12 protein-coding genes are annotated in these 19,639 nt (G+C 42.6%); 8 read left to right on the forward strand and 4 right to left on the reverse strand.

Going from position 1 to position 19,639, the window contains the following annotated elements; all coding sequences use genetic code 11:
* The 6 genes from dnaA (at position 1) to ACR64G_RS00030 (ending at position 9,302) form a co-directional block, all read left to right on the forward strand.
* On the forward strand, positions 1-1,467 hold the full coding sequence (dnaA, locus tag ACR64G_RS00005) for a chromosomal replication initiator protein DnaA (protein ID WP_435979534.1): 1,467 nt from the start codon (positions 1-3) through the stop codon (positions 1,465-1,467).
* Positions 1,468-1,586: 119 nt separating this feature from the next.
* A complete protein-coding gene (dnaN, locus tag ACR64G_RS00010) occupies positions 1,587-2,762 on the forward strand; it encodes a DNA polymerase III subunit beta (protein ID WP_435979535.1) in 1,176 nt (391 codons plus the stop codon).
* Positions 2,763-2,868: 106 nt separating this feature from the next.
* Positions 2,869-4,083, forward strand: coding sequence for a DNA replication/repair protein RecF (gene recF / locus ACR64G_RS00015; protein WP_435979536.1), 1,215 nt, complete (start codon positions 2,869-2,871; stop codon positions 4,081-4,083).
* A gap of 393 nt (positions 4,084-4,476) precedes the next feature.
* Entirely contained in the window at positions 4,477-7,101 is a 2,625-nt protein-coding gene (gene gyrB, locus ACR64G_RS00020; RefSeq protein ID WP_435980724.1) for a DNA topoisomerase (ATP-hydrolyzing) subunit B, read from the forward strand.
* Positions 7,102-7,289: 188 nt separating this feature from the next.
* Positions 7,290-8,798 (forward strand): DUF6880 family protein, encoded by a 1,509-nt coding sequence (locus ACR64G_RS00025; RefSeq protein ID WP_435979537.1) that lies wholly within the window; start codon positions 7,290-7,292, stop codon positions 8,796-8,798.
* A gap of 159 nt (positions 8,799-8,957) precedes the next feature.
* Positions 8,958-9,302, forward strand: a complete 345-nt coding sequence (locus tag ACR64G_RS00030) for a manganese efflux pump (RefSeq protein WP_435979538.1) — start codon at positions 8,958-8,960, stop codon at positions 9,300-9,302.
* Between the two features lie 151 nt (positions 9,303-9,453).
* Here ACR64G_RS00030 and rlmF read toward each other — a convergent pair whose 3' ends face one another.
* Complete coding sequence (gene rlmF / locus ACR64G_RS00035) at positions 9,454-10,494, reverse strand: 23S rRNA (adenine(1618)-N(6))-methyltransferase RlmF (protein ID WP_435979539.1); 1,041 nt, start codon at positions 10,492-10,494, stop codon at positions 9,454-9,456.
* A 192-nt stretch (positions 10,495-10,686) separates the two neighbouring features.
* Between rlmF and ACR64G_RS00040 the strand changes: the two genes are divergently transcribed.
* Positions 10,687-11,490 (forward strand): crotonase/enoyl-CoA hydratase family protein, encoded by an 804-nt coding sequence (locus ACR64G_RS00040; protein WP_435979540.1) that lies wholly within the window; start codon positions 10,687-10,689, stop codon positions 11,488-11,490.
* Positions 11,491-11,581: 91 nt separating this feature from the next.
* Here ACR64G_RS00040 and ACR64G_RS00045 read toward each other — a convergent pair whose 3' ends face one another.
* Entirely contained in the window at positions 11,582-13,267 is a 1,686-nt protein-coding gene (locus ACR64G_RS00045) for a hypothetical protein (protein WP_435979541.1), read from the reverse strand.
* Between the two features lie 482 nt (positions 13,268-13,749).
* Positions 13,750-14,574 (reverse strand): hypothetical protein, encoded by an 825-nt coding sequence (locus ACR64G_RS00050; RefSeq protein ID WP_435979542.1) that lies wholly within the window; start codon positions 14,572-14,574, stop codon positions 13,750-13,752.
* 261 nt (positions 14,575-14,835) lie between these two features.
* Between ACR64G_RS00050 and ACR64G_RS00055 the strand changes: the two genes are divergently transcribed.
* Positions 14,836-16,005, forward strand: a complete 1,170-nt coding sequence (locus tag ACR64G_RS00055) for a MalY/PatB family protein (RefSeq protein WP_435979543.1) — start codon at positions 14,836-14,838, stop codon at positions 16,003-16,005.
* Between the two features lie 235 nt (positions 16,006-16,240).
* Here ACR64G_RS00055 and ACR64G_RS00060 read toward each other — a convergent pair whose 3' ends face one another.
* Entirely contained in the window at positions 16,241-19,123 is a 2,883-nt protein-coding gene (locus tag ACR64G_RS00060) for an HD domain-containing protein (RefSeq protein WP_435979544.1), read from the reverse strand.
* Between the last annotated feature and the right edge of the window lie 516 nt (positions 19,124-19,639).

The raw sequence follows: 19,639 nt of genomic DNA on the forward strand, positions 1-19,639 counted from the left end.
ATGATAGAGACTGCTACCATCTGGGATAAGTGTTTAGACGACTTACGTTACCATGTTAAGGACAATGTCTTTACAATGTGGCTCAGACCCTTATCGGCTCATCAAGAATCAAAGACCTTAGTCATTCGCGCCCCTAATGACTACTTTGTTTCTTACATCAAAAAGAACCATCTGCAAGATATTCAGCAATTGGTTGCCAAGCATAGTCAGGGTAGTATTGAGGAGGTAGTCGTTCGTGTTGACAATATAGGTCATAACGATGAAACTCCTAATGAAACCGCTCACGACTCGTCGTATACAGACAATGTATCTAAGGACACCCCTACCCTACTGTCATCAAACTCAAAATATGACTATGGTAGCGATAATAATGAGCGACTACAGCGTGAGAATCACAATATCAGCGTACAACACAATCAGCTTATGGCGTCTGCGGATACCAAGTCACTGAGTTATCTAAACCCTGAATTTACCTTTGAGAGCTTTGTCACAGGCAAGTCTAATAACTTAGCTTATAAAGCATGCTATGAGCTGAGTAAGCGTCAGTCAAAAAATCGTCATAATCCCTTATTTATATACGGTCCTTCTGGACTAGGAAAAACGCATTTAATGCATTCTGTTGCTCATCGATTTATTAAAAATAATAGAAGTTTTTATTATTTTACTTCTGAGAAATTTATTAACCAATTAGTCTATTCATTAAGAAATAATAAAATAGAAGATTTTAAAAAGAAAATTAAAAAAGTTGATTTATTAATTGTAGATGATATTCACGTTCTGGCGGGAAAGACTAAAAGTAGTAACGAGTTCTTGACTTTGTTTGCTGATTTTACGAGTGGCGATAAGCAGCTGATACTAGCATCAGATCGTCATCCCTCACAGATGACTGAATTCGATGAACGTTTTCGTTCACGGTTCTCTTGGGGGTTAACAGTCGCAGTGGATCCACCTGAGATTGATACTAGGGTACAAATCCTCCAAAAAAAGGCACAGTCCTTTGGTATGGTATTACCCAAAGACTGTGCCTTGTTTATCGCGCAAAATGTGGTATCAAACGTCAGACGTCTTGAGGGCGCTCTCAATCAGGTGTTTGCAAATGCGAATCTAACAGGTGCGCCTATTACGCTTGAGATGGTACAGTATGCGCTAAAAGATATCATTGCTATACGTGTCCAAGCAGTGAACATGGACAATATACGTAAAGTGGTCGCAGAATATTACAATATTTCAATAAAAGATATGATGGGACGCAAGCGCACAAGAAGTATTGCAAGGCCGCGTCAAATCGCAATGTCTTTGGCTCGTGAGCTTACTGGTGATAGTTATCCTGATATCGGACAGTCATTCGGTGGACGCGACCACACAACCGTTATGCATGCCTGTGACAAAGTCGCTCAACTGCGCTCAACGGATCCTGCTTTTGATAAGGATTATAAATCGTTATCTATGATGCTACAAGCAGCGTAAACCATGATAGTAGCGCTGTATTTAAGCCTACGATTATGATTCACAATGACTTATAATAAACACAGTACACTATCAAATACAATCGTCCTATACATACGTCAAAATAAGAGTAGCTAAGCATGCAATTATCGATTAATCGAGAATCGTTACTAAAAGCCATTAATTTGATCGCAAAAGCGGCTGACAAGCGCCACAACATGGTTATCTTGGGTAATATCAAACTTCAGTTGTCTGACTCTGAGCTCATTTTGACGGCCTCTGATTTGGAGGTTGAGTTGACATCAACTTTGAAGTTGCCAGCAGGCGCTTGTATTGAAGCGGGAGCCACGACGTTGCCCGCTATCAAATTAAAAGATATCTGTAAATCTTTACCGACTCAAGCGCAGATCAATTTAGCCACGCAAGAAAACGAGCGTTGTTTATTGACCAGCGGTAAGAGTCGTTTTACTTTGGGGACGCTACCGAGCGCAGACTATCCAAGTTTAGGTAATCCTGAGAATATAACCCCCTTGAATGTTAGCCGTAGCCATCTGCTAGATCTCATTCACAAAACCCAATTTGCGATGGCTATTCAAGATGTTCGTTATTATCTAACAGGTATGTTATTTGATATCTCTGAGCAACAGCTTACAACGGTTGCGACTGATGGACATAGACTGGCTTTGGCTCGTAGTGTCATCGATGTCAGTCAAGATCTAAACATGCAGGCTATTTTGCCACGTAAAGCGGTTATTGAGCTTGAACGCTTGACCTCTGAGCTTGGTAAGATGCTTGGCGATCAAGATAACTCAGTAACGCTGAGTTTTGGTCGAGAGTTTTTGCAAGTGAGTTTGCCATTTGGTGATGTCGACAGTACAGGGCAGGTGAGTCAAGATCTAATGGTGACGTTCACTGCGCGTCTTATCGATGGTAAATTCCCCGATTACCGCCGCGTTATGCCGAGCAATACCGACAAGCTTGCGCTATTTAGTCAAGAAAAAATGACCGATGTCCTGCGCCGCGTGGCTATTTTGAGTAATGAAAAGTCTCGCGGAGTCGTTTTTAATTTTGCTAGTGACGGTATGGTCGAGGTTCGTGCTAACAATGCTGAGCAGGATGAAGCGGTCGAGATGTTGCAAGCTAAGTACAATGGTGAGCCAATGGAGTTGTCTTTTAACGCCGCTTATCTACAAGACGTCTTGGGAGTGATTCAAGGGGACTTGCAAATGCATATGAGTCAGTCTAACGCCTCAGTACTAGTCAATCAGCTGGGTGATGACTTTCATCAGTATGTCATCATGCCGATGCGTATATAGTCGTTTTTGCCAAAAAATACTCTTATTAGAGGCTTTAGCGCCATGACTTATAAACCAAGATTGATCAAGCAAATTCTTATAAGATGAATAGGCAGTTGTCAAAGTTATGATTGAACGTCTACAGGTTTCGCATTTGCGTAATCTTGATCAATTAAGTCTCAAGGCATCGGCTTGCAATATTATCATCGGCGACAATGGTAGCGGAAAAACCTCATTGCTTGAGGCGATATTCCTCTTGTCACGGGGCAAAAGCTTTCGTCACCATCAGCCTAAACGCTATATTCAGCACCATCAGCCGACGGTTACGGTTCATGCCACGCTTTCGGCTGATCGAACCATCGCCATTCAAAAGCAGCTCGATGCGACCACTGTACTACGCCTAAATCAAAACACTGTTTATACCCAAAGTGCGCTTACAGAACAGCTGCCAACACTACTGATAGATCCTTCAACTATGGATATGTTAGAGCAGGGTAGTGCTAGTCGTCGTCAACTCCTAGACTGGCTAGTGTTTCACATGAAACCAGGATTTCATTCGCAATGGGTATCGTATCAGCGTTTGCTCAAACAGCGTAATAGCTTACTCAAACAAAGTAGTCACTTGAGTCAAAATCAGCTCAAAGAGCTTGAGTCATGGGACAAAGGTCTTGCCAGTCACGCCGCGCTCATTCATCATTATCGCGAACAGGTATTTAACGCTTGGCAACCTTATTTTGCCAAAAGTATCGCCCAGCTATTACCGTTTTATGCGAACCAGTTAAGTTTAAGTTACAACGCCGGCTTTGATGCGAAAAAACCTCTCGATGAGCAGCTTAATGAGCGTTTGAACCAAGATCTGCAACTCGGATATACTCGGATCGGTAGTCACCGCGCTGATGTACATGTGCACTGGCGTTCAAATGAGAATACGTCTAAACAGACGGCTGATGACGCTTTACAGCTTCCAGTATTAAAAGAGCAGGCTGCAAATGTGTTGTCTCGTGGCGAAAAAAAGCTGTTGATCACCGCACTGCGTTTATCGCAATTGCCTCTACTACTTAGTACACAGTTGCCTGATGAAAGAGAGCCAGTCGATGGTACTCGTTTAGAGAATATGATCTCTAAGCTAGATTCTTTTATAACGCCCGTTGTACTCCTAGATGATATTACCGCAGAGCTCGATGATAGGGCACTTGACATCCTACTATCGACATTAGCACAGCTACCATGTCAGGTGTTTATGACCAGCTTGACGACAGAGGTGATAGGGCTAGTGAACGAGTATTGGTCGTATTCTAGTGTGTTTCACATGAAACAAGGTGTCCTATCGTCTCTTGACTAGCACTGTTATTTTTGGACTATACTTACAGTAAGATTATCTACCGTAATACACCAGTAAACAGTGACTTACAGACAAAAAAATGCTAAAATAACGCTTTATTTTTGTCCTATATTCAGCGAATTATCTTACGATTTAAAACTAATAGAAATATTTTTCCAATAACTGCTAAATTTATGATTAATAAGGGTTTCATTTGCCTTTGAATATAGAAATAGCACATTTACATAAGTGGCTTTATTACTATTAGTTTTATCACATCAAGTTTAACTATTTGAGTTCTAGATAACATCAGGCTCGCCTCATTATTGATGCGTGCTGATGATAAGTAACTGATTATGGCTAGACTAAGGAATGCACATGAGTGAGTCATTACCTATCGATAATGAGCAATTGATGTCAGCAGAATTGACAACAGATAGCGTCGTTGAAAAGATCGTACCTGAGGGTCTGCCTTCAGATTATAGCTCTAAAGATATTCGCGTATTACGCGGACTTGAAGCGGTGCGCGTGCGACCTGGGATGTATATCGGTGATACGGATGATGGTACTGGTCTTCATCACATGGTGTTTGAGGTCGTGGATAACTCAATCGATGAAGCATTGGCAGGTCACTGTGATCAGATCGATATTATCATTCATGAAGATGAATCAGTGAGCGTCATGGATAATGGTCGCGGCGTTCCTGTTGATATCCATCCAGAAGAAGGCGTGTCAGCGGCGCAAGTTATCATGACAGTGCTTCATGCTGGTGGTAAATTTGATGATAACAGTTATAAAGTTTCAGGCGGTCTACATGGCGTTGGTGTCTCTGTCGTAAATGCTTTGTCCAAAAAGCTTGAGATGAACATCTGGCGCGAGGGGTTTCACTATCAGCAGACCTACACTGATGGTGTACCTGATAGTGATATCCAGCAGATGGAAGCAACGGATAGAACAGGGACGCAAATTCGTTTTTATCCTAGTACTGATGTCTTTACAGGTACGATCTTTGAGTATGATATTTTAGCTAAGCGTTTACGTGAGCTGTCATTTCTAAATTCAGGCGTGCGTATCGTCTTAACGGATGAGCGTATCGATAAGCGTCATGAGTTTGAGCACAAGGGCGGTTTATCCGAGTTTGTCAGTTATATCAATGCAGGCAAAGATAGCGTCAATGAGATCTTCCATTTCAATAGTGAGCAAGATGACGGTATCGGCGTAGAAGTCGCTTTGCAATGGACGGATACTTATAACGAAAAAGTACTGTGCTTTACTAATAATATACCGCAACGTGATGGTGGTACGCATTTATCAGGCTTTCGCTCAGCATTGACCCGTGTGTTGAACACTTATATGGATCGCGAAAATCTATTTAAGAAAGAAAAAGTAACGGCAACAGGTGATGATGCTCGTGAAGGCTTGACGGCGATTGTCTCTGTAAAAGTACCTGATCCAAAGTTCTCAAGTCAGACCAAAGATAAGCTAGTTTCAAGTGAAGTCAAATCTGCTGTCGAATCGGCGATGCATGACAAGTTCAATGACTTCTTATTAGAGAATCCAGCAGCGAGTAAAGCGATCGCTGGTAAGATTATTGATGCAGCGCGCGCCCGTGATGCTGCTCGCAAAGCACGTGAGATGACGCGTCGCAAGACCACTTTGGATATCGCAGGTTTGCCTGGTAAGCTTGCAGATTGTCAAGAAAAAGATCCGGCGTTATCAGAGCTGTACATTGTGGAAGGTGATTCTGCTGGTGGTTCAGCCAAGCAAGGTCGTAGCCGTAAGACGCAAGCAATATTACCGCTCAAAGGTAAAATCTTGAACGTCGAGCGGGCGCGTTTTGACAAGATGCTGTCATCTGCTGAAGTGGGCACGCTCATTACCGCGCTTGGCTGCGGCATTGGTCCTGATGAATATAATCCTGACAAAGTACGCTATCACAAAATCATCATCATGACTGATGCGGACGTTGACGGCTCGCACATTAGAACCTTGCTATTGACTTTCTTTTTCCGTCAAACGCCAGAGCTTATTGAGCGCGGCTATATCTATATCGCTCAGCCACCTCTTTATAAAGTCAAAAAAGGTCGCCAAGAGCTATATTTAAAAGATGATGAGGCGCTAAAAGCTTATCTATTATCATCAACCATTGACAATACTAAGTTACATATCTCTGAGGATGCGCCAGCTGTTACGGGTCAAGCCCTTGAGACTTTGCTCAATGACTACAACCAAACGCAGCTCATCAAAGCTCGTTTGCAGATTCGTTATCCTGCGGTGTTGCTCGATGCCTTGACCCATACCCCTAAGCTTAGCACTGATATGACTTATGACAAGGCTGTGATGGAGGAGTGGAAAGCCTCATTACAAGGTCAGCTCAACTATTTCGGTAGTGAATTAAACCCTGAGATTGAACTGGTCAATATTCATGCGCCAAAGTCCAATTCTAATGAGATAGATGCGGCTACTGCTGACCTACTTGGCATGAAACCACAACCTGAGTTATTAGCTGGTAATACTGATGCTGATAACAGCGACACTGAAATAGAAACAGCGCCTGATAGTGAGATGCTATCGACCAAAGCGCAGTGGCTACCACGTGTCACCATTTATGTGCATCAATTAGCGCATCATTATCTGTTAGATGCTAGCTTTATTAATTCAGGCGAATATACCAAGCTGCTGCGTTTGTCGAGTGAATGGAATACTTTGCTAGATGCTAGCGCCTTTATCCGCCGTGAAAACACTGCAGGTACGACTAAAGATATCCCTGTACGCGACTTTGATTACCTCTGGCAACAGATGATGTTAGACGCGCGCCGTGGTCTTGCGATTCAGCGTTATAAAGGTCTAGGCGAGATGAACGCCGATCAGTTATGGGATACGACGATGGATCCTGAAAACCGCCGTATGCTACGCGTCACTATTGAAGATGCTATTGCTGCTGATCATATGTTTACTTGCCTCATGGGTGACCATGTTGAGCCGCGCCGCGCCTTTATCGAAGAGAATGCATTGACGGTCTCTAACCTAGACATCTAGTCTAGCGCTTATAAGTTATCCAATACTTAATTAATGACCAACGATAAAAGTCATCTTGTAAGCAAGGTGGCTTTTTTGTTTCATGTGAAACTTGTTTGGAAGCACGTTCTTTAGAAGCGCATTACTTAGAAGCATAGTACTATTTTAGTATCTAAGATAATTACTGGTAAATAGTTTGGAGAGTGTCTATGTTAGATGATCAACAAAAAGCTTGTCTGTCAAAATTACCCAAAGCGACTTTGGTTGATTTTATAGCCAATGTTCAGGGTATGGATAAACTATTAGATAAGAAAATTGAGCGCCTACTACTACAGTCGGATAAGCCTAAACTTATTAAGAAACTAACCTCTACCTTAAAGGGGTTAAGACGCCGCCGAAAAACTCTAAATTACTGGGAATATAACGACTTTGTCACTGAGCTGCATTATTTAACTGATGATGTGATGAGTCTTTATCCCGAACAGCCCCAAGAGTGCCTGATATTGCTTGAGTTATATATGGAATCTACAGATTCTAGTATGGAGCGGGTGGATGATTCAACAGGAGAGATTAGCTCAATATACTCTCGTTTGACCTCATTATGGTTGCAGGTCGCGGCGCGTTGCTATGAGCAAGAAAAGCAGGATGTTGCCGTAGATGAGCAGGATATCTTGACGCAATCTTGGATATACAAGATCAAGGCTATGATAGATGATAATGAATACGGCACTAAAGATAATTTGCTACGTCATGTTAATCAGTTGTTCTCCACCTCTGAGCTTGAGAGTCTTGTTGAAGATTATAAGTATGATTACCAGACTTTGCTCACTGAATCGTTTAACACTAGTGACAACGAGGAGAAGGGCAATGCTTTTAGCGCCTCAATGATGAGCGCCAATAGCTTACAAAAAAGAAGTTTGGAGCACGGACTAATAGAGTTGGCTTGGGCGTTAGCAGACATAACCAACTTTGAAGAGATATATGTATACTTGAGTGATAAGAGGCAGTTCTCATCAAACGAGTTCGATAAACTTATACAGTTTTTGCTCGATCAAGACGCTTATGAGGTTGCGCTACGTTATCTAAATGAGGATTGGCCAGGTCATAATGATATAGCAAATACGCAAACAAATTTTAAAGCCTTTAGCTTACAGCGTCTAGACTGGCTGAGCATGATACATAGTAAACAAGCTGATACTGAGGCACTTTATAGTGTCTTACTCGCTGCATTTGAGTTAGAGCCTTCTTATACGCGTTTTAGACAAGTGATGACTATCGCCAGTCCTGCTCAGCAAGCTCATATGCGCAAACGAGCGGTTGAGATTGCTGATGGGCAAGAAAACGTTATTATGGCGGTAGATTTATGGCTTGAGATAGGGGATTTCAAACGAGCTACGCAAGTCGCTAGTGCTCGTTATCAGGAGTTTGACTATGAGCACTATACGACACTAACGCAATGGCTGAAACGTCTTCCTGATGATACTAATCTTATTCGAGTAATGGTTTATCGTAGTTTACTCGATGATATTTTAGATAACGATCGCACGATGGCTTATGGACATGCTACCCGATATTACAAACATTTAACTAAGCTAAACGTCTTTATAGATATATCGGTCGAGGGCTATCAGAACCTGACTAGTCATCAAGATTATTTGGAATCACTGCAAAACGCGCACAGCAAAAAGCATAGCTTTTGGGAGAGGGTAGCGTATTAGATGATTTGACACTATTATTTGAAACTTATTTAAATCCAGTACGTAAGGTTCCATGTGAAACTTTATATAGATAAAATAGAAAAAAATGATCGAAGTTATATTGCTCGCTATTGCCCTAGCGATGGATGCGTTTGCCGTATCCATTGGATTGGGAGCGAAATGCTTTATGAAGCGTTTAACGCTACTACTGAGGTGGACATAACTGATGCAGATTTTAGTCTGAACGATAGTACTGGTAATATCTATCATAAAGTCAGTCATCGCACCTTTCTTATCCTAGCTATCGCTACGAGTATCGATGCTATGGCTGTAGGATTTACGCTAAACTTGCTCTCTTTACATGCTTGGCTAGCGTGTGTAATCATAGCTATTATTACCGCTGGCTTTGGCTTTTTTGGAGTGTATCTCGGTCAAAAATCAGGAACTTGGCTTGAAGATAAGGCAGAATTATTGGGCGGTGTAGTACTTATCGGTATCGGACTAAAGATAATGTTTCTCGGCTAATCATTACTATCAAAAATAAGTAGTACTACCAAAAGAAACCACTTAAAATTTAAGTGGTTTCTTTTGTTTCACGTGAAACTGTCAGGTATTTTTGATACAACATCAATGTTTTATGTGAAACTTACAGTATATCTGTTAACCGATTGAGCGGTTAATCTTCTTCTGCTTCATCCATCGTAAAGCGCCATGCTAATACTCGAGTGCTCTTTTGACCTTGGCTCATCTCGATAATACGCATCTGTGCAACATCTAGCTGCTTAAGTAATAGTTGCAAAGGTTTTACGTTTTCAGACTTTGACACCAAACTTGTGAACCAACCGACATGCTCGGCAAAGTCTTTACTCTCTTTTATCATTTTAGTCAAAAAAGCAATTTCACCGCCCTCAGACCACAGCTCTTTATGCTGACCGCCAAAATTTAGGTTCTGTGCTGCATTGCCTGATTTGGTTGAGCGACGACTGATCTGTTCGTTCTCGTTTTTGCCGCGATGTCGTTGCAAATTATGCTGCTTACGACTATTGGCTTCCATTGCCTCCTCCATTGAGGCATGAAAAGGGGGGTTGCAAATCACGACGTCAAAGTAATCTTGACGACCGATGATATTCTTAAAAATATATTTAGGTTCAGATTGTAGCTTCACTTTGATTGCGCCTTTAAGCTTTGGATTGGCTTGACTAATAACCGCAGCCGTATTGACAGAAACGGTATCAATATCACTTGCGGTAAAGCGCCAGCCATAGCTTTGACTACCGATAATGGGATAGATCGCACTGGCTCCTGTGCCGATATCGAGCGCATGGATATCTTTACCCGTTGGCGGCGTATTATCAGCATTGACATGAGTGGTTTGCGCGAGCAAGTCAGCAATGTAATGAATGTAATCGGCGCGTCCCGGAATAGGCGGGCATAAATAGCCCTCTGGAATGTCCCAAAACTTGACGCCATAAAACTGTGCTAATAGGGCTTGGTTAAGTACGCGTACGGCATCAACATCTGAGAAATTGATCGTCGACTCACCTTTTGGATTGGTGATCGTATGCTCAGCAAGTTTAGGTAAAGCGCGAGTTAATACCGCAAAGTCATAGCGACCCTGATGCAGATTGCGCGGGTGTAGCTGCCCTAGCTTTTTGGCAGTTCTAGGCGCGCGGTTTTTGTGTTTATGGCTGTCATTTTTTGAAGATTGGCTGGTCATGGGCTTATCAGTCCGCGTGTTAAGCTAAAGAGGGAGAAATATAACCGAGCAGTGTAGCAGATTTGGTTCGCTGCTATCGGTTTATCCCAGACAAATGATCTACTGATGCCCTAAAGGGATGCTGCTTGCGTTATACCGCGTAGGTGTCTATATTAAAAGCACACGATGACCACAACTATAAAGGATAAGGCTATGACTACGCAAAATAATAACGCCGCAGACCATCGCATCACCTATGAGACCGATGGATATATCTGTCTCATAGGCCTAAATCGCGCGGATAAGCGCAATGCTTTTGATAGTCATATGATTGAGCAACTCTCCAAAGCATTGACTCGTTACGACAACAATGAGAGTTTGCGCTGTGCACTTATATTCGCTCATGGCGACCATTTTACCGCAGGTTTAGATCTAATGGAGCTACAGGACAAATGGGACAAAGGTGCCTTTGAATTTGATGATAGCCAAATCGACCCTTGGGGTATCGGCGGCAAGTTACGTAGTAAACCTATTGTCGTTGCGATACAAGGCACTTGCTTTACCGCGGGCATTGAGCTGATGCTAAATAGTGACGTGGTTATTGCTAGTGACAATTGCAACTTTGCGCAAATGGAAGTCCAGCGCGGTATCATGCCGTTTGGCGGCGCGACCGTACGATTTGTCGCGGCTGCTGGCTGGCAAAAAGCTATGCCTTACTTGCTTACGGGTAAGCCATTCGATGCGCAAACCGCTGACAGGTTGAATCTAGTGAGCGAAGTGGTGCCAAATGGGGAAGAGTATAAACGAGCTTTGACTATCGCAAAAGAGATTTGCACGGCTGCACCGCTTGGCGTAAAAGGGCTGTTGTCCTCAGCACAAGATGCCAGCCGTAATGGCGCAAAAGCGGCACTGGCCAATATCCATAGCTATCTACCGCATTTGTTTTATTCAGAAGATGCAAAAGAGGGCGCAATGGCAATGGTTGAAAGGCGCGAGGCTGAGTTTACAGGACGTTAGTTTTTATGCTAATGCTGTAGTCCTAGTCGTAAAAAACCTCGCTATTGCGAGGTTTTTTATCTTTTGTGGAGTTAATATGTGTCAATGTTGTCTACCAAGCAAAAGTTACCCCGCCGCGCGCGCCGACTTTACCTGTATCAAGACCAAATCCTGCGCCCGCTGAAATCGTCATGCTATCGCTGACGCGTCCAGCAAATGAGGTGCTTAGCGCTGAGCCATTGTTATAGTATCCTGTACCGAACGTCATAGCGTAGCGCTTGCCTGAAGGTATGACTGGGGTCTCTAACGATAATGCCATCGCGATACCGTCTTCGGCTTCATCCAAGCGTTCTTCGTGACGGTTGTACTCGCTACGCAAATTCCCAATCTCTCTTGAGTTGTTCGCTGATGCTGTATTTAAATTAGCAACTTGGGTGTTGGTGTTAGCAAGCTGATTGGCCGTAGCTAGTGAGTCTACGGTGACACTAGCGCCCAAAGTACCGTTACCATCGGTAGTGACGATACTAGTCGATCCTGTCTGTGAGGCGGTGCTGGCTTGTATTTGACCTACTCCACCAAGGGCAATCTGGTTATCGTTCGCAGCTGAAGATTGATTACCGATAGCGATACTGTTTAAGCCACCTGCTGCTGCCGCTTCACCGACTGCGGTAGAGCGTACACCAGTTGCTGATGCCAAATGACCGAACGCTTGTGCGCGCTCAGCACTGGCAGTCGACTGCCAACCTACTGCGGTAGCGCCAGCTTGCGTGGCTTGAGCTTGAGCGCCAATGGCTGTCGAGGACGTACCAGAAGCAGTCGTTTGACGGACACCACTTCTATCTCCTCCTATAGCAACGCCATCAAGACCTGAAGCGACTGAGTTATTACCGATAGCAATTGCATTATCCGATGACGCTGCTGCTGCTTCACCAACTGCCGTAGAACGCAAACCGCTGGCATTGGCTAAATGACCGAACGCTTGTGCGCGCTCAGCTGTAGCTTCTGAGCGCCAACCGATAGAGGTGGAGCCGACGCCTGTGGCATTGGCTTGACCACCGACGGCGGTAGCCGAGTTATTGCCTGCGTTCGCTGTATTACCGATAGCGACGGTATCGTTATCGCCGCCAGCGATTGCCGCTTCGCCTACTGCTAGCGATCTTATACCATTCGCCTGAGCCAAATGACCAAAAGCTTGAGCTCTTTCGGCGTTTGCCCCTGACTGCCAACCGATCGCAGTTGCACCAGCACCCGTAGCGACTGACTCACCGCCAACTGCTGTTGTGGAGTTGCCTTGAGCACTGGCACCAGCACCAATGGCTACAGCATCGTTGCCATTTGCATTTGAACCAACACCGTCTTCGTCCAAGTTTCCATCATTGTTTGCGTCGTTGTTACCACCAATAGCGATCGCCCCATTGCCTGTAGCAGTTGCATCTTCACCAACGGCGACGGATTGAACACCGATTGCAGAAGTCTGATGCCCAAGCGCTGTTGAGCGATTTCCTTGAGTAACCGCCTGCCAACCGATAGCGGTTGCACCAGGACCACTTGCAGACGATTCACCGCCGACTGCGGTGGTTGAGTTACCATTTGCAGTTGAGTCTGTACCGACTGCGAGGGCATCTATGCCAGTTGCAGTTGCATTAACACCGCACTCTAAAGCAGTTATTTGATCGCCAGCATTACAGTCTGCAGTTCCATCAGCTGAGGCAGAAACCGATCCTAGCATTGCAGCGCTAACTGCTAGGGTAAGCGCACTGATCTTAAGTACTGATTTGGGTAGAAAGTCCGTTTTCATAAGGTTAAATCCTTTTAAAAAAGCCGTCTTGGCCTAGTAGATGGTTTGGTAAATTCTGATAGGTCACAATCCTTGCAATATCAACATACTGCGACACAAATGACGCAGTCGTATTCCAATTCTGCAATACGACTGTAACACTAATTTTTGGCTATTATTCAACTAATAATGCAGTTTTATTTTGAAAGGTCATTTGAGCCGATGAATAGACAACAATTTGCGAAAAGGTCTTACTTAAACAAGATATAAGATCAATGTATCACTACTATCTATAAATGAGGTATACATTAGAATCTATTGATTTAGATAAAGATCTCATAGATATACTTTAGCGAATATCTTTATTCTGCTCACTCACTTATCAGTCAAAACACGAGCTTACAGACTAAACACGCCAACCAAAAAACCCCGCAATCGCGAGGTCTTATAGTGTTATCTAAACTCATTGGCTGACAGTTATGCCAACGTTAGTAAGTAACGTCTTAGCGAACTGATTTGTAGTAGTCAACCAGCATAGTGCCCAAAGTGCCGTTGTCATCGATAGTCACAATTCTGACCGTACCTGACTGTGACGCGGTGCTCGATTGCACTTGACCGGCACTGCCTAAGACGACTTGGTTGTTGCCTGCTGCCATTGCGCCATTACCGATAGCGATGCTGTTCATGCCGCCTGCCATAGATTTATTGCCTACCGCTACCGAATTTGCCCCTTGTGCGGCGGCCGCTTCACCGACTGCGGTTGAGCGTACGCCACTAGCGTTGGCGATATGACCAAAAGCTTGCGCGCGTTCGGCAGTGGCTTTGGACTGCCAGCCGATAGAGGTAGAGCCGAGACCTGCGGCATTGGCTTCACCGCCGACGGCCGTTGCTGAGTTGAGCCCCGCGTTGGCTTTATTACCGACAGCGACTGTGTCGTTAGTGCCGCCGGCCATAGCCGCTTCACCAACAGCGGTAGAACGTACGCCAGTTGCCGAGGCTAAATGACCAAAGGCTTGTGCGCGCTCGGCGGTGGCTTTAGACTGCCAACCGACAGACGTTGAGCCAAGGCCTGCCGCGTTGGCTTGACCGCCAAGAGCAGTCGCTGAATTAAGACCTGCGTTCGCCATATTACCAATAGCAACGGTGTCATTAGTACCACCAGACATAGTGCTATTGCCTAATGCAACGGCAGTACTGCTCATAGCGTTGGCAGTCATTGGTTGAGCCTCAGCGGCAGTGGTCATATTGGAGCAAGCAGCGACGCCTGCGATTGCTAAAGTCAGTACGCTCATTTTGAGTGCTGACTGTAGTGAAAAGTCCATTTTCATAATATTAAATCCTTTTAGATAAGCCATTTTGGCTCAGATAGTGGTTTAGGCGAATGCTAATAACTCACAAGTAGTGCAATATCAGCATACTTTGCATCAATAATTTGATGACATCTAGAGTCTGCAACAGTAATGTAACATTAATTCTGGACCATCATGCAAGTAATGATAGTGTTAAACTCTCAAAGGTTATTTGAGCCGATAAATGGTTGGTTATAACTCAAAAAAGCTCGCTATTCACTGATATAAAGGACAATGCCAATGCCATACAATTTTGATGAAATCATCGACAGACGAGATACAGGGTCACTCAAATGGCATTATAACGACGATACTATCCCGCTATGGGTCGCCGATATGGACTTCAAGGCTGCAGAGCCAATCTTGAATGCGATTGAGCAGGTGGCGCAGCATGGTATCTTGGGCTATACCAAACCGATTGAAGCTCTGTATAAAGCGATTATTAACTGGCACGGCAGTCGTTATGATTTAAAGTTGGCTAAAGAAAACATCTTGTTCTCGCCGGGTGTCGTACCCAGCCTCGCGCTAATGATGCACGTCTTTACTGAGGCAGGCGATGCGGTACTGGTCAACGATCCCATTTATACCCCGTTTATGACCAAGGTGAAGCAAAATAATCGCACATTGGTGATGTCAGCGCTAAAAGAAATCGAGGATAAATATCAACTTAATTTAGTAGATATTGAAGCCAAGATAATCGATCATCAAGTAAAGCTACATCTACTATGTAATCCACATAATCCAGGCGGGCGGGTGTGGACGACAGGTGAGCTTAAAGCACTGCTAGTACTCTGTAAAAAGCATAATGTGGCGATTGTCAGTGATGAGATTCATCAAGATTTAACCTTAAGTGGTCATAAGTTTACGCCTTTATTAACGCTAGCAGAAGCCGAAGGTTACGCGCATAACGTCGTCAGCCTGACCTCCATGACCAAAACCTTTAATGTAGCGGGTATCAAAGGTTCGATGATATTTGCCAAAGATGAGACGCTGATCAAAAAAATCAGTCAGCAGCAAAACTTAAATGATGAATATGAGCTAAATTTATTTGCTTATACGGTGATGCAAAGCGCTTATGAAGAGAGCGGCGAATGGCTTGAGCAGGTACTGGCTTATATTGAAAAAAATATTGAGATTACGATAGACTTCTTAGCAGGGCATCTGCCTGATATCAAGGTAATGCGTCCAGAAGCGTCATATTTGATTTGGCTGGACTGCTCAGCATACGGGCAAGATGATCAGGCGCTGTATGACAAACTGCGAGAGGCAAAAGTTGAGCTAAATTCGGGTATTAAATATGGTAGTGAGGGTCATCTTAAAATGCGTATTAATGTGGCTTGTTCTGAGGCGCTGCTGCGTGAGGGGTTAAATCGGGTTTATAAGGCTTTTAGGGGTGGTATTCAGTCCTAGTTGTTTCTATATGGATTATCTGCGTAAAAGGGATGAGTAAAAAACTTATTAGGTTCAAAAGGCTGCTATTCTTGGCGCAAGAAGCTAGTCGTAATGTCTTAGAAGTGGTACTTGCAAACATACATAGCCACCTACCACATTTATTACATTTGCAAGATATAGAAAAGGGTATGGTGGTGATGTTCGAAAGAGTAAATTCAGGTTTCGTAGGTAGATGGTTTTAAAAACTCTTATTTCAGAGTTTAAAATAAACGTTTCCATGATTTAATTCTAACCATGCATCAACTATGAAGTATCCGACTTCTTTTTTCTCTATTAATATATCTGGATCTACGTTATTCCAATCAAAGTAGTGTACAACCGTGCCCACTAGTTTTTCTTGTTCCAAAAACTTTATTACTTCTTCTGGTTTTAATAATTCGGGTAATTCATTTGAAATTTTATTTTCTAAAATGTACCACTCTTTGTCCTCCCAGATGATGTTAAGCTTGTTTTGAAAACGTTTGGGTAAAAATGTTGGTTTACATATCTCTTCATAATCGTCAATACGTATAAATAGCCTTGAGCCAGACAAAAACTCTAGAAGGAAGTTCCCATATAAGGCTCTATAATGATTTGTACTTGAAAACTCAAAGTAGTTTCTAACCCAATCTAGCCTACCAGATTTAGTATTACCAGGAACTTTAACAAAAGAGAAATCAGTGTAAAAACTGCTTAAAAGCTTTTTTTCTACAGTAGGACTATCATGGAATGGAATAATTTGAATTGAAGTTGGTTTGGATTTCACTATAGTTTGTTTATCTACTAGAGATATACCTTGTCTTGAAAACATAAAAGCACTAATGTAGCTATCTTTATGTCTACCAATTTCCCAGTTCAACCTTCTTAGGTTTAAAGTTTTCTTGATAGTATTTTCAACACTAATAAAGTCTGTTTTAGTAAAGCTTTCAAAGAAAACCTCTATGAGTTTATTTGTTACATCCTTACTTACTTTGCTTATAAAGCTTGCGTTTGAGTACGTAAGGCTAGTTCTCTGTATATCAAGCGGTACTCGCCCGTCTTGGTCATAAACTACTACAGTTGGATCTTCTGGAGTTAGTATTTGATGTCCTCTATTCCAAAGGAATTGTATGTTGCTATTGTATTTGACTGAATTTATGAATATACCATTGCATATCAATACTGAGAAATACTTGTTTGAATGATATTCACTATCTTTAGTTTCGAAACCTTCGTATGACCAAACTACATCGTCAAGTCCTTCAGTTTCCACTCTAAACCAGTTAGTGCCCTCTAAATTACTTCTAGATTGTGGAACTACTATATTTTGATCCAGAAACTTCGTATGTTTCTCGATAGAACCATTTACCTTAATCAGCTTTCTCTTTACTTTAGGCACTGATAAACAGTACCAATCCCAAGACTTCGGATTTTTGCTTAAATAATAAACAATATTTTTACTTGTCTTAATTGATATTCTAGTACCTATATGACAATTAGTATGAGATATAGTTACAGACTTACTGCCTCGACTACATCGAAACTTCAAACCCTCATGTTCTGGACAACTAATGTGTCTAGTTTCAACCTCTAGTTCATCACCTAATAGATAAGCTGCTAATAGTCCGATGCCAAATCTTCCAGTACGATGAATGTCTGACCTGCCGTCAGTTTCATGAGTTTTCTTCCATCTATCGCTATTTCTAAATGAAGCACCAATGTTCAAAAAGTAGTTTTCAATGATGTCAAGTGTCATACCGACACCGTAATCCTCTACAATCACTTCTCCATAATTTTCATGTTCAATGACAGATACGCAGACATCGTAGTCATCAGGTTTATCAACAGTAATACCTTGCTTACTGCTTATATCATCAACCTCTAGACATGCATCAACCGCATTCTGTACTAACTCTCGAATACCAATTTCAGGTTTATCGCCATAAAGTGGCGCAATTAATAGCTCCATCATTTCTGAATCAGCAGTACGGAATTTTAAGACTTTTGGAATAAAATCAGGTTTTTTATCTTCAATATAAGTATTGATATCATCTAGTGATGAACGCAAACGACGAATATTGATACCCAAGTTAGACATTTCATCGTATCTTCCATAGACTTCACCTAATACAGCCCAAACTTCGTCTAGTTCCCTCTGGATATCACTAAAAAGCCATCTTAAATCTTCAAAAATAAGTGCATTTTGAGGTTCAGCATCAATAAATAACGCTTCCGGATCTTCGTCTGCATGACTAATCTCTAGAATGGCATCGTGTTTTTTCCACTCACCTTTAGATATAGGACTAATTAACGACTTGACGTTCAATAATTGTGAAGGTGCTCTGGTTGCTTGCACTTGAATATAATCAGAGATACGTAGTACAGACATTAAAAATGGGACATGAGTATTTAGATGTATTCTTCTCTTTGGATAAGGAATTTTATCAACAGCTTGCCTCAACGACATATTATGACTTTTAGCGATAAAGCCACATAAGTCTAAGAAGTGTCTTTTGGGTTCGTCAGATAGCTTAAGAGTTTTTCCATCAGTTCCTGGTACACCGTTAAAAACAATCTCATGCGCAATTCGAGCATGATGTCTTCTAACAAATTCACCTATTAGTAATTTATCCCTAGTTGTTAGCTCTATTTTGTTTGCTGGAATATCGCTTACAGGTTTGGTATCGTTGAAAATTGATTTAAGCTTATCAGAGTTAAAACGTTTAGCTTCTGCGATATAGTCAGACCACGTTACACTCCATTTAGGTTCTTCACTGACGTATTGAGATTTGATTGGTGGATAGGTATCTCTTATAAGAGAATAGAACCCATCTTCTGTAATATGCATCGCACAATCATGAAGTAACACAGAAATTATCATTGCTGATACGTCTTCGGGCGTGATGTTATCCCAACTTTCGTCCGTAATAATACTTTCAGCTGTCGCTAAAACCTCATTCAAATGTATAAAGCTATGGTCAGTATATTCAGGAAAAAATACTGTTGTGTTCGCATCTAACCAAGGTTTCAGGTCACTTACACTAGCTAAGGTAAAAGAATGAATACTAGAGTCTTTTTTTAGTATCCTTTCCATCATGTTAGGAATATTTATTGACACTGAAAATCCTTAACTTAACTGACTTTTATCATAAAGTCATCGATTGATATTTTGTGAAGCCGCCATAGATTAACAGCTGTTAGTTATATAAGTCATTGTAGCGAAGAGAACTAGAGTTGACTTGAATATTAGCGCGTAGGGTGGGTTAGCGCAAGCGTAACCCACCGAATTTATAATCTTCAATTTTGATGGTGGGTTACGCTTTGTCGTCATTCTCTTCGAGAACTTGACAATGCTAACCCACCCTACGGCTTACGATGCATAACGAAACCCTGCTTGTTCTATAAAGGCTGCCCTAAAAAGCGGTTTAGCCGTGACTGACGCGGTATCCTGTGCGACTAAGCGGGTTGCGGGCACTTGGCTAGAGGGGGTCGCTCGAATGTTGGAACGCCTCTAGCTTTAGTGCCCGCCACGCTTAGGGGTACAGACACAAGCAGAAGGCGCGATTAGCTCCCCAATATTATCAGCCAAAATCATCCCACCTTTTAACTACTCCCAATACGCCGACACCTTAAA

This window comes from Psychrobacter sp. DM4, from assembly GCF_051307035.1.
In the GTDB taxonomy this organism is placed as follows: Bacteria; Pseudomonadota; Gammaproteobacteria; order Pseudomonadales; family Moraxellaceae; genus Psychrobacter.